The following is a 12,522-nucleotide window of genomic DNA, read 5'->3' on the forward strand; positions in this document are numbered from 1 at the left end:
AATCGATTTACTTGCATAATACCTATTTAATGTAACAATAGAGTATATAATAAAATTAATTATATAAAATTATTGGTTTTTTATTTATGTCTTATAGCTCAGGTATCCAATAAAGAAGGATAAATTAATCTATCGACAATTAAAAAAGGACAATGATTATGATGGCAGAATCTTTTTATCAATATTGGGGAAAATGTCGACAAAATAACGATAATCATACCTATCATTTGCTTGTGTATCATAATTTGGATGTAGCGGCATGCGGTTATCATATCGTCAAACATAATTATTTAAATTCTTTTGAATTATTTGAACAAATAGGTTTTTCCTCAAAAGATAAAGAACAAGCTGCCCTTTGGTTTGCTTATTTTTTAGCTTGGCATGATATTGGTAAATTTGCTAATGGATTTCAAAAACTATTTAAGCACAATAACCCACAACTGGTTTCTGCTGATCCCTCAAAAAGGTATTTTTCTAAACATGACTCGCTTGGTTATTGGTTATGGCGAGAATCCTTATTATTTAATCCAGAAATACAATTGGAGAAATATAATCGAAAAATTGAGAACTTATATGATATTTGGTTGTTAATTATGACTGGGCACCATGGGAAGCCACCTGAACTAAATATTAAAGGTAATTTATCATTTAATCAGAAAGATAAAAAAAGCGCATCCGATTATATTCAAACAATTAACCAACTTTTTACTCAAGATAACAAATTACAACCTTATCCAAAATTTTTTTTCAATAAAGCTCATCAAGAAAAACTGAAACAAATAAGTTGGTTGATTGCTGCTTTAGCCGTTATCAGCGATTGTTTAGGATCAAATGAACAATTATTTTCATTCATTTGGCAAGTGATGCCATTAACTGAATATTGGCAAAATCATGCAATCATTCAAGCTGAAAAGGCCATAACAACTTTACCCAAATCATCTCCTGTTGCTCCTTTTAAAAATGTGAAAAGTTTATTTCCTTTTATTGAAAAACCAACGCCATTGCAAGCGCATGCATTAACCTGTCAATTATCTAAAAAAGGCCCTGAATTATTTATTATGGAAGATGTTACTGGATCGGGAAAAACCGAAGCATCAATGATATTAGCAAGTAGATTAATGTCAGATCAAAAGGCAAAAGGAATATATATCGGTCTACCAACTATGGCAACAGCTAATGCTATTTATCAACGCACAGCAAATGTCTACGAGCAATTATACCAAGTAGGCAGTCACCCATCATTAGTGTTAGCACATGGTGCTAGCTATATGAATCCAAATTTTACGCAATCAATTTTAACGAAAGATGGCATCATTCAACAAAAATATCCTAAAGAAGAACAATTTATCAGCGCTGAATGTAAAGAATGGTTTGTCGATACACGCAAAAAAGCCTTATTGGCAGAAGTTGGCGTAGGTACATTAGATCAGGCTTTAATGGCTATTATGCCATTTAAACATCAGTCATTACGTTTATTAGGTTTGCGGCATAAATTACTTATATTAGACGAGGTTCATGCTTATGACAGCTATATGGTAAAACTATTAGAGGCATTACTTCATTATCACGCTTTACAAGGTGGTTGCGCCATTATTTTAACTGCCACATTACCGGACTTTTTACGTGAAAAGTTACTCAATGCATTTTATAAAGGATTAACTAATAGCCAACAAGACTTATCTTTAAAACAGCCATTACCGTTTCCACTTATAACTCAACTTAATTATCATGGCTTAACTGTACAACCAATAGATACCAGAGAAGACGTGAAACGTGAAGTTAAAATAGACTGGATTACCGATGTTCAAGCAGGGATAAATCAAATTCAACAAGCAATAGAAAAAGGTAAGATTATTTGTTGGATAAAAAATAGTGTAGCAGATGCAATTGACTTATATCAACAATTACAACTCACCTTGAATATAGACACCGATCATATTTTACTTTTTCATAGTCGGTTTGCTTTTTGTGATCGATTGGAAATTGAAGAAAAAGCCTTAACATGGGCAGGAAAAATCTCAAATAATGAAATTCGCCAAGCAAAAGTGATCATTGCAACCCAAGTAATAGAACAATCTTTAGATCTTGATTTTGACGAAATGATCAGTGACATCGCGCCTATTGATCTCTTAATACAACGTGCAGGACGTTTACAACGGCATGTGCGAGATAAACATGGTAATATCAAACCTTATAATAAGCATGCGCAAGCCGAGGATGAACGCGATCCTCCAGTGCTTACGGTGTTTGCACCACCTTGGCAAGATGATCCCAAAGGAAATTGGCTCACCAATCCTGCCTTTCACAATACCAGTTATGTATACCCTAATCATGCTTATTTATGGTTAACTCAAAAAATCCTTATTCAGCAAAAGTCTATTAAAATGCCACAAGATGCACGTTTATTGATTGATTCTGTTTATGCTGAAGATATCGTGCTTCCTTCAGGGTTATTAGAAGCTTACTATAAAGAAAAAGGAAATTCGCTGAGTCAATCCGCTATAGCCAAGCAAAGCCTATTAAATTTCAACAATGGTTATAAACGAGATATTAATAGCTATTGGGATAATAGCATCGAATTATCAACCCGATTATCTAAAGATAATATCGATCTATATTTAGCTTATAATGAAGAGGAAAAAATAATTCCTTATAGTATTAATCGTGAATATGCATGGGAACAAAGCCGTGTGACCATCAGCCTATCAAAATGGCAAAGAATAAAAAATAGCATACCACAGCTTGATCCAGTAAAGTTAGAAAAGATTAGAAAAAAATTGCATAGACCACAAGCAATCATCGTTCTACTCGAAAAAGAGAAAGATTCACTATTTTACTCAAAATTATTAGGTTTTTATGCCAACTAATTGTAACAATAAATTGTAAACCATTAAGAAAATAAACTGATTTAAATCATAGATGAAATATTTTAAAACAGAATTAATTAAAAGAAAGGTGAAGAAAGAAAACAGTATAGATGCAGTGGTGACCAATATAAAATATCCTTAAAAAAGGAGCTATCGCTCCTTTTATTTCCAACTTACAATACGTATTGGATTGCCATTTATATCAACAATCGCTGTGACAACATTTTTAGTAATCTTACCGCTATCACCCTTTTTACCGTTAAATGTGGTGATAATTGTGAAAGTATCATCGTTATTTTCGATGTATTTCGTTTCAAGATGTTTATAAGTGCTAACATCTTTCATTTTAAATTTTATGAATTTTTCAAGTTTACGATGAGCACCATTCTCACCAGTAAATTGAGAACGAATTAGATGCTGTCTTTCTAATATGGTTTGTAACTCAGCTTGTTGAGTTTTATATTCCAAATTATCAGGAACAAGTTCTAATAATTTACTATATAAATCAAATTTCTTCTGTATTTCAGATTCAGGAGTAGCATTAAGCTCATTCGACAAATCTGCAATTTGTTTTTGAGTATTGACTTTTGTTAACTCAGTTTGAGCTTGATCTTTCAATTTCAATAATGCTTCGTCTTCTGTAACCTGATATTTACTCGCTAAAGAAATCGCTTCATCATATTTTTCTTCAGTGATTAACTGATTAATTTGTAAAAGAATATTATCTTTATTTGCATTAAACTCAGAAATGAGTATTTGTTTTTCTTTTTCCATCTGATTGTCGCTGCCAATTAATGAAGATTGAGTAAAAAACCAAAACGCACCAACAATCAAGCAACCACCCAAAAACCAAGCTAAAACACGCTGCCATGTTTTCATAAAAATCCTTAATCCTTTGACTACTAAAAGATTGCCTACTTTACAACAATTTAATTATTTAACAAATACTCTTTTTATAAAAATTTTATCATAACTTTATATAAAAATAACATTTATAGTTGACTGAAACCAAATAGAACCAAACTTTAAAATAGTAATCCGTTAATAATAACTTTTTGTATAAAATTAATATTTTATCTTTTATCCATATTTAGTTTATCAAAATATGAAGATTATATCTAAATTAGATACGTTGGCAAATGAAATGCATAAGTAAACCAATTATAAATAAAATAGCAACTAATACATAGAGTTAACAATAAAGTTCGTGTTTACTAACTCGAAGTTTAGTGATTGTAGGATAATAAATTAAAACGCATGCGATTCAAATAAGTAAGTTGACCTAACCTGCTGTTTTATTGCCTGTTTGGCTAATTGAGCTTGATGTTGAGTTCCAGAATATTGCTATGAGTATAAAGGCATTGTTTTGTTAAAATCATCTCCTGCTTCTTTATCATCGGGTTGGTAAACAATATTAGATGAGGATTGACTTGTTTCAGTTTGTTTAAATGTTTTAATGATGACAACTATTTAAAATGCTTTAGTTATTGATATTAATAACTGTTTTACCTAAGTTCAATAAAATGTTAAAAACGATCATTTCTGATAATGTCAGTAAATTTACTCAATATGACTCTTTAATTAAATAATTTGAATACTACTGCTGTGGATTAGAAATAATGGTTTAAACCAATCAATAATTTTTTACTTAAACGTATAGTTAACCTCAAACTTTTTTACATTCCACTATTAATTACTTAATAAAATCAGGGGTAATTATTTATTACTGATGACCAAAATGACTATAAATTAAAATTTAAAAAAACAATGATCTATTATGCGCAACTGTCATTATTTAACTAAATCCAAAATATTATTGATGGCTGTTTTGGCTTGATGGCTATTTTTCCAACAAGTTGAGCCTGTTAATAATGCGCCTTTGCTTAGTATTTCATCTAAAGTGGCATGACGTAATTTATCAAAAGAATCAAGTTCCATTTGTTCGAGTCTGTCAATAATTTTGCTACCCACAAATTTTAGTTGTAACAATTGTTGGCGCTCTTTTTCTGAAAAAGCCATATCATTCCTATTTGATTACATTGATATTGATATTAAGTTACATTTAAACTAGTTCGCTTAACTTTTTCCACTTTCTGATTTTGGTTCGAAACGATTTAAACGGTGCCACAGAATTGATATGAAGAAAGCGCGCTACGGTCCAAGATTCAGGGAAAGGTTTAGTCCAATTACGTTTGTCTTTAATAAATAATGTATCATCGTCCAAAGATTCAATCCAATTATTCCAGATAACAAGTTTCTCGTTAAATAATGTAATTAGTTCTTGTAATGAATAATCCTGATAAATCTTATAAAAGTGTTGATATAATGTGCCTAACTGATTCCATTTGTAGCCTTCTGCTGGTAATGTTGGGGTTTGTCCAGCAAGTTCATCATCATCCCAAGACTTAACAAGATCCAACCATCCTAACTGATAAGCAATCATTTGCACAGGAGTACGATCGACACCATGAATTAACTGATCTTTTAGAGATTCTGTTAACGTATCAAATTCTTCAATAAACAATTTAGCGGTTTTGTTTATTTCATTCAATAACTGTTGTTTACTGGTATAAGCCATAGACAGACTATCCTTATTTTGCTTTATTTTTATATTGATTTAATTCTTCATTAATAAAATAACGAATCAAATTAGCATATAACTCTTTAATAATATCGCCATTTAGTCCTAACTCATTGGCCCAAAGTTTTCGTTGCTCAAGCATAGTGTCAAAACGGGATTTGGCTTGCACGTCACTGGCACTTTTTTTAAATTTACTAGCAGCTTTTACATATTCAAAGCGAGCTGCAAATAGTTTAATAACAGTGTGATCAATCTGATCTATCTCTGAACGAATCTCGTCCATATTAGTACATTGTTTGGCGGTTAACTTAGGATTATATTGCATAATATTTAGCCTGTTAAAAATCAATCAATGACTATCCTAGCATTATGTTGTTTTATATAAAACTATTAATCATAATTTTTAATTTTGAATTATATTCAACTAAAAACAGTCAGAAATTGTTCGATTTTATCTATTTTTATTTCGTTAGGGGAGATTTTAATTATACCTTCACAGCGTTTATGAATTCGTTTGTTTAATTCTTGCTATAAAACGCCCACAATATTTGGGAAATCAGATTAGACGAAAATAATACTCTAATATACAGTTAGATACATTACAGTATAGTAATTTAATGTAAGAACTATTTTTAGATCGTATTAATTCATTAGAAGTTTTTTTCGCGCTGGCAGTAATGAAAGCTCAGGATAACTACTGAAGCTAATTAATGCCTTCTCTTTTTTGCTCTACAAACATGTAAATATAACACGTTGAATTTATTATAATTATTCGATTAAACTAAGAGATACATGCCGTCACTGCCAAATAAAAAACAGTCTCTATCTCTTGATTTGGATTTTTTATTTGTGTACCAGTTAAAAGTAGAATTTTCCATACCATAATAATTATAGATATATTGTTTAGGTACATTATGTACCATACACCTCATAATATGCCTAATCATTTGATTATAAATGTTTATTACCTATCTTTAATAATAAGATTACTCTTCAATAAATGGTTCGTACTTAAATTCAATATTAATTTTTGAACTTTCAAGATCAACAGTAACAATACAACCAGCCCATATAGGTTTTCCGTTGGTTAAATTGTTTTCTAACATATATTTTTTTAGTTCTAGTATTGCATCAAAAAGATCATCTCTAGCTCGCGATACTGGTCTATAGTTTTTTATATTACCTAACGAATTTATATAATTAAAAGTATAAGTACCAACGTCGTTTGTTCCAGTTATCTCTATTCTTGCAATTATTTTTTTACTATCGTCTGGCGCACTAGTAATCAAAATTCCACCAATTTTATTATAAATATCATTATTCATTAATTTCCTCCGTGTGGACGATTATAAAAATCTTTATATATGGTGTCTTTTCCATCAATATAATAAGACACTTCAAATTTATATGGTCTTATACCACTACTATTATAAATAGGCTCAATTTTAACTTTAACCGTTTTTCCTTCTTCTAAGGCTTTTACCCATTTATTTTCCATTTGTTTCCATACACCACGATTAAGGTTGGCATTCATTGGTAGCAGGTTAATCTTTTCGCCAGCTCCATTTAGTAGGGTAGCAATTAAATGACCGCCTTCGTCACCTTCAATGCCTTGTTTACCTGCTTTCAATTGTTGATAAGTATTTCTGTCTAATGCATCAAGCTTAAGAGTCGCTTCACCTTTTTGATTCTACCTAAGTGATCAGTATGATATGTTTTATTACCATCTACAATATATATTGTATTAGACTGAGGATTATTAAGATCTTTATTCCAATTACCTTTACTGCCTGATTCGGTTTCAAGAGTTACAATTTCAAGCTTATAGTGAGCTTTCGTTTTAACGTCTGACACCAGCCATTTGATTCTTGCGTATTTTAATGCTCGTAATGAATGGGCAAAGGGTTCAGCAAGCGCACCTATCAATAATCCTTCTAAAGCATTTTTAAAACGTCCTTCAGCAACGCTATCATCGGGATCAGCTTGTAAATACTCAGTAACAGGATTTTGTAGTTCTTTAAATGATTGAACGAGATTGGATAGCCGTTCTTCGTGAGGAGCAAAAACCTTAAAATCCGTGACACCGCCCGCTATTGTGCTTTGACCTAGCTTACCCATTTTCGATATAGGTTTGATAAACTTGATTGCTTTAGATGCAGGGATAAAACCGATAAGAAATTGGCTTACACCATGGGCAAGTGCGCCAGATGTGGTTTCGGTCTCAGGAACATTGGTCAATTGAATCGGTTTTTTTATTTCGTCGTCAACACCATATTCCATAGCTTGTTTAATTAGGGATGAATCCATGCTAAATCCGCCACAGATTGCGCCGCATCACGAATCCCGCCTAATAATTGTAATGGTACATCGTAATACCATGGACGAGCTTTTTGCTGCTTATCAAAGACGATATCCACATATTTGGCGTTTACCGGCAAGCTAACATAGGCGTAACCACTGCTGTCTAAAGTCCCTTGCTTAAGCATCTTCTGGCTGGCATTATCAAATATCGTAAATGGGTGATTCGCTAAATGATCAACCGTCAATTCAATATAATTATCTTGATTATTATATTTTGTCTTCAGCTCGTACATTTTTACTTCATCAGGGGTTAATTTACGAGGTGTTCGGTTACGATTTGATGTGTTATGTTCGGGTTGTAACATACCTGAATGATGTTCAATAGGCATTTCAAATAAAATAGCGCGTTGTGATTCTATTGCTTCTTTTAGTGCTGCAGAGAGTCTTTTATCGTCTTTATTACAGGTATTAGTCCCATAATATAAACCCAGCTCTTCAAGGGGTGGGTATAAGTTCTTACACTCGTCTTGATGTTTAACGCAATAATGGATAATTTCATCCATTTTACTACTATAATCATAGCGAACAGGTTTTAGCTTACTATATTGTATAAGACTGTTAGTGATTAAAGGATTAGGGCGAAAACTTGAATACTCTTCTTTTTGGTTTTGTAATTCTTGCCACTGCCTTGTAATCATTAATAAATAATATTTCATGATATCTATGATTATTATATGCTGTAACGATAATTTAATTTACTTTATATAATATCGGTTATTAATTATTTTTTTAAATAGCAGATGTGTAACTATATATTTATCGTCTATTACCGTTAATGGCTTCCATTTTTTTGTGGAAGCGAACAATCGTCATTAATTTTGCACAATCTTTTATTCGTTACCGTTCGTTAGATATTTCAGGAGCGTGCTAAGCGGTTAGCTGCCTTTTATGATATTAAATAGGTATCCATTTACTTGCTTAAACGCCTACTTTTATGATGAATAATTGTTTAAAAACCATGTAATCACAATAATTATATAGCCTTTAGTGTGTCCAAAAACTCATAAAGATAAAAATAATTTATTGAACTATTTACATTAAAATTTTGAGATTATGAGAGAGTTCAGCATAAAGTTTGTGTAAGATGGTTTTATACTTGGAAATATATACTTGCATGTCCACTTGTTAAAAGACTCTTACAAAATAGTGAATTGGTGGAGCCAAGGGGGATCGAACCCCTGACCTCAACGCTGCCAGCGTTGCGCTCTCCCAGCTGAGCTATGGCCCCCAATAGAAAGGGATAAACTGGGGCTAATGATATGCAACTAGAGATTAAGTGTCAATCTATTTGATTTTATTTGTCTGATAATTAATCAAGTGATTTCTGCCACAATCAATGTGGCAGAATATTAGTTTATGGTAATATTGAAGGTTGATCAGCGCCTTCTGCTTCTATTTTTGGAGGCATAAAGTGCTCACGCTTAACGCCTAGTTTAAGGGACATATATGCAGCCACATAAATCGATGAAATTGTACCAAGTACAATACCAACGCCTAATGTTTCTGAGAAACCTTTCAACATAGAACCTCCAAAAATATATAGGATAACAACCACGGCAAGCGTTGTTCCTGATGTCATTAAGGTTCGATGTAGTGTTTGCGTTAACGAGATGTTGATAACATCATAAGGAGATGCCCGGCGTATTTTTCTGAAGTTTTCACGAATTCTATCAAATACCACAATAGTATCATTAAGTGAGTAACCAATAATTGACAACATTGCAGCAATAATAGTTAGATCTAATTCACGTTCAAACAGTGATAGATACCCAGCGGTAATAACTACATCATGCGCTAATGCAACTACCGCTCCAGTACCAAATCGCCATTCGAAACGAAATGCAATATAAATTAGTATACAAACTAATGCTGCACAAATTGCCAATATACCATCTTGGGCCAGTTCTGCACCAACCGTTGGTCCGACAAATTCAATTCGTTTAATTTGTGCATCTGCATCAATTTCTTTATGAACTAAATTAGAAATTTTTGCACCTAATGCATTATCAATTACTGATGATGCACTGCCATCTTCTTGCTTAGCTGAAGGTAATCGAATGATAATATCTTTACTACTACCATAGTATTGAACAACCGGTTCGTGATAACCAGCATGACGTAAACTATTACGTAGATCATCAAGATTAACGTCTTTGTTCACAGTTATTTCAACAGTAGTACCACCTGTAAAATCTTGCCCAAGGTTAAAACCTTTTACAAAAATAATAACAAATGATGCTACCACCAATAACATTGAGATAACAAAAGCTACAAAGCCAAATTTTAAAAAGTCGAGCACTCTGCGGCCATGATTCAATTCTCTTACATCATGATTTTCATTTTTATTAACAATCACAATAAACCTCTAAATTGATAACTTAGTAACACGGCGACCACCATAAATAAGATTGGCTAATGCACGAGTACCTACAATCGATGTAAACATTGATGTTATGATACCTATACCTAATGTTATAGCAAAACCTTTGATTGATCCTGTACCAACAGCATAAAGGATAACCGCAGTAATTAATGTAGTTATGTTAGCATCAAATATACTGCTCCAGGCTCCTGCATATCCTTCATTAATTGCATGTTGTACGCCACGACCATTGCTGAGTTCTTCTTTTATTCGCTCATTAATTAGAACATTTGCATCAACCGCCATACCGACTGTTAATACTATTCCAGCAATACCTGGCATACTTAATGTGGCTCCAGGTAATAAGGACATTATTCCAACAATTAGAATGAGATTAGCAACTAGTGCAAGGCTTGCAAATACACCAAACAAACGATACATGACCAACATAAAGATTACAGAAACTAATAATCCCCATACGCAAGATTCTAAACCTTGTGTAATGTTCTCTTGTCCCATTGATGGTCCAACTGTACGTTCTTCAATTATCTGAATTGGTGCAATCAATGCCCCTGCTCTTAAGAGTAGTGATAAGTTTTTAGCTTGATCAATGCTGCTTATACCCGTTACTTGGAATCGTTCACTAAAAATACCCTGAATTGTTGCAACATTAATAACACGTTCTTGTTTTTCAAGAATCGGTTTATCATTTTCATCACGTTTGCCTGTATCTTTATATTCAACAAATAACGTAGCCATTGCTTTATGAATATTTTTTTGAGTGAAGTTTAACATTGCTTTACCGCCTGAATTATCAAGCGTAATGGAAACCTCTGGTTGACCATATTCATTAACTCTAAACGTAGAATCAGTAATATGATCTCCTGTTAAAACGATGCGTTTATAGAGTAAAACAGGGCGTCCATTTTCCATATATTTGATTTCAGAACCGTAAGGTACACGTATTTCACCTGCCAACATAGCGGGTAAATTAGCGGTGTTATCTTCATTTACTTGTCTAAATTCAAGTGTAGCAGTGGCGCCTAAAATTCGTTTAGCTAAGGCTGTATCTTGAATACCTGGTAATTCAACGACAATTCGATCTGAACCTTGGCGTTGAACAATTGGTTCAGCTACACCTAATTGATTTACACGATTACGTAAAATAGTCGTATTTTGTTGTACAGCATCATTTTTAGCTTGTTGTAATCGTTGCTCACTAATGCTTAAGGTAATAGTGTTTTCATTTTGAGAGATAAGTTTAAAATCTGGGATAGCATTGATTTTAGTAATGGCTTTATTACGATCTTCGGTACTATCAAATTGTATAACAATTTGTTGGTTACCATCTTTATTAATTGATTTATATTTTAATTTGCTACTATTAAACTCAAATTTTAAATTTTCAATAGATTGTTCAATGAGTTTACTTAATGCAGTGGTCATATCAACTTCCATTAAAAAATGAACACCACCTCGCAAGTCTAAACCAAGCTTCATCGGCTCTGCGCCTAATACAGTAAGCCATTTTGGTGTTGCTGGAGCCAAATTTAAAGCAACAATATAAGCGTCACCTAACTCTTTAGAAATCAGTTCTTTAGCTTTTAGCTGAGAATCATTATCACCAACACGGATTAAGACGGATTTATTTTCAAAAATAAATGACTTGGTTTCAATGTGGTTATCTGCCAAAATTTTTCTGATTTTATCTTGTGTGGTAATATCAATTTCAGAAGTATTTGAACCAGAAATCTGTATAGCAGGATCTTCACCATAAATATTTGGAAGCGCATAGAGAAGGCCGACGCAAATCACGACGACCAACATAATGTACTTCCACAAAGGATAGCGATTTAACACGACGTATTCTCTTGTGGGATTAGGTAATTAACACAATGAACTATAATAGGAAATACACTATTATAGTGATTTCATTGTCCCTTTTGGTAAAACAGATGTGATGAAGTCACGTTTGATCACAACTTGAGTTGAATCATTTAATTCTAACGCAATATAACCATTTTCGTTAACTTTTGCTACTCGACCAATAAGCCCACCATTGGTTAATACTTCATCACCTTTAGAAATCGCAGACATTAAGTCACGATGAGCTTTAGCGCGTTTTTGTTGTGGGCGCATAATCATAAAATAGAAAAACAAACCAAATACAACTAACATAATAGGTAAGAAATAAGGATTATTTTCAACTGCAGCACCATCAGCAGCATAAGCATTAGAGATTAAAAAGTCCATACAGGTCCTCTTGATTCAAATAAAATATTAAAGGTCAGAATTATAACACAAGAAACAATTCTGTTATTAACTATTTCTTGTTAAGAAGTTTCAGGTTA

The 12,522-nt window shown here is 32.6% G+C and carries 12 protein-coding genes and 1 tRNA gene; 1 reads left to right on the forward strand and 12 read right to left on the reverse strand.

Annotated features, from left to right (window positions below; genetic code table 11):
- The first annotated feature begins 158 nt into the window (after positions 1–158).
- Positions 159–2,867 carry a CRISPR-associated helicase Cas3' gene (gene cas3 / locus J3U13_RS03045; protein WP_267340046.1) on the forward strand — a complete coding sequence of 903 codons (2,709 nt, stop codon included), beginning with the start codon at positions 159–161 and terminating at the stop codon, positions 2,865–2,867.
- A gap of 162 nt (positions 2,868–3,029) precedes the next feature.
- On the opposite strand, the gene J3U13_RS03050 is transcribed toward cas3, so the two are convergent.
- From J3U13_RS03050 to yajC, 12 genes are all read right to left on the reverse strand, one after another.
- Positions 3,030–3,746, reverse strand: a complete 717-nt coding sequence (locus J3U13_RS03050) for a hypothetical protein (protein ID WP_267340048.1) — start codon at positions 3,744–3,746, stop codon at positions 3,030–3,032.
- 912 nt (positions 3,747–4,658) lie between these two features.
- Positions 4,659–4,886, reverse strand: a complete 228-nt coding sequence (locus J3U13_RS03055) for a hypothetical protein (RefSeq protein WP_267340050.1) — start codon at positions 4,884–4,886, stop codon at positions 4,659–4,661.
- A 43-nt stretch (positions 4,887–4,929) separates the two neighbouring features.
- The gene (locus tag J3U13_RS03060; protein WP_267340052.1) at positions 4,930–5,445 is read right to left on the reverse strand and encodes a ClbS/DfsB family four-helix bundle protein; all 516 of its coding nucleotides are present in this window, start codon (positions 5,443–5,445) and stop codon (positions 4,930–4,932) included.
- 13 nt (positions 5,446–5,458) lie between these two features.
- The gene (locus tag J3U13_RS03065; protein ID WP_267340054.1) at positions 5,459–5,773 is read right to left on the reverse strand and encodes a chorismate mutase; all 315 of its coding nucleotides are present in this window, start codon (positions 5,771–5,773) and stop codon (positions 5,459–5,461) included.
- 661 nt (positions 5,774–6,434) lie between these two features.
- The gene (locus tag J3U13_RS03070; RefSeq protein ID WP_267340056.1) at positions 6,435–6,773 is read right to left on the reverse strand and encodes a hypothetical protein; all 339 of its coding nucleotides are present in this window, start codon (positions 6,771–6,773) and stop codon (positions 6,435–6,437) included.
- Positions 6,773–7,078, reverse strand: coding sequence for a DNA/RNA non-specific endonuclease (locus J3U13_RS03075; RefSeq protein WP_267340057.1), 306 nt, complete (start codon positions 7,076–7,078; stop codon positions 6,773–6,775). The genes J3U13_RS03070 and J3U13_RS03075 overlap by 1 nt, the downstream gene beginning before the upstream one ends.
- Before the next feature lie 20 nt (positions 7,079–7,098).
- Entirely contained in the window at positions 7,099–7,755 is a 657-nt protein-coding gene (locus J3U13_RS03080) for a hypothetical protein (protein WP_267340059.1), read from the reverse strand.
- Positions 7,740–8,447: a hypothetical protein gene (locus J3U13_RS03085; RefSeq protein WP_267340060.1), complete on the reverse strand. Its 708-nt coding sequence runs from the start codon at positions 8,445–8,447 to the stop codon at positions 7,740–7,742. Before J3U13_RS03085 ends, J3U13_RS03080 begins: the two co-directional genes overlap by 16 nt.
- Before the next feature lie 514 nt (positions 8,448–8,961).
- Positions 8,962–9,037 (reverse strand) — tRNA-Ala (locus J3U13_RS03090).
- Positions 9,038–9,163: 126 nt separating this feature from the next.
- Positions 9,164–10,162, reverse strand: coding sequence for a protein translocase subunit SecF (gene secF, locus J3U13_RS03095; protein WP_416380342.1), 999 nt, complete (start codon positions 10,160–10,162; stop codon positions 9,164–9,166).
- A 12-nt stretch (positions 10,163–10,174) separates the two neighbouring features.
- Positions 10,175–12,031: a protein translocase subunit SecD gene (gene secD, locus J3U13_RS03100; RefSeq protein ID WP_267340064.1), complete on the reverse strand. Its 1,857-nt coding sequence runs from the start codon at positions 12,029–12,031 to the stop codon at positions 10,175–10,177.
- Between the two features lie 60 nt (positions 12,032–12,091).
- Positions 12,092–12,424 (reverse strand): preprotein translocase subunit YajC, encoded by a 333-nt coding sequence (yajC, locus tag J3U13_RS03105; RefSeq protein ID WP_267340065.1) that lies wholly within the window; start codon positions 12,422–12,424, stop codon positions 12,092–12,094.
- Positions 12,425–12,522 lie beyond the last annotated feature (98 nt).

This window comes from Gilliamella sp. B2887, from assembly GCF_026537015.1.
GTDB lineage: Bacteria > Pseudomonadota > Gammaproteobacteria > Enterobacterales > Orbaceae > Gilliamella.

Bases quoted from the DNA above. Each gene is read 5' to 3' on its own strand.
- cas3 (WP_267340046.1), top strand. From the start codon at position 159: ATGATGGCAGAATCTTTTTATCAATATTGGGGAAAATGTCGACAAAAT.
- J3U13_RS03050 (WP_267340048.1), bottom strand. From the start codon at position 3,746: ATGAAAACATGGCAGCGTGTTTTAGCTTGGTTTTTGGGTGGTTGCTTG.
- J3U13_RS03055 (WP_267340050.1), bottom strand. From the start codon at position 4,886: ATGGCTTTTTCAGAAAAAGAGCGCCAACAATTGTTACAACTAAAATTT.
- J3U13_RS03060 (WP_267340052.1), bottom strand. From the start codon at position 5,445: ATGGCTTATACCAGTAAACAACAGTTATTGAATGAAATAAACAAAACC.
- J3U13_RS03065 (WP_267340054.1), bottom strand. From the start codon at position 5,773: ATGCAATATAATCCTAAGTTAACCGCCAAACAATGTACTAATATGGAC.
- J3U13_RS03070 (WP_267340056.1), bottom strand. From the start codon at position 6,773: ATGAATAATGATATTTATAATAAAATTGGTGGAATTTTGATTACTAGT.
- J3U13_RS03080 (WP_267340059.1), bottom strand. From the start codon at position 7,755: ATGGATTCATCCCTAATTAAACAAGCTATGGAATATGGTGTTGACGAC.
- J3U13_RS03085 (WP_267340060.1), bottom strand. From the start codon at position 8,447: ATGATTACAAGGCAGTGGCAAGAATTACAAAACCAAAAAGAAGAGTAT.
- yajC (WP_267340065.1), bottom strand. From the start codon at position 12,424: ATGGACTTTTTAATCTCTAATGCTTATGCTGCTGATGGTGCTGCAGTT.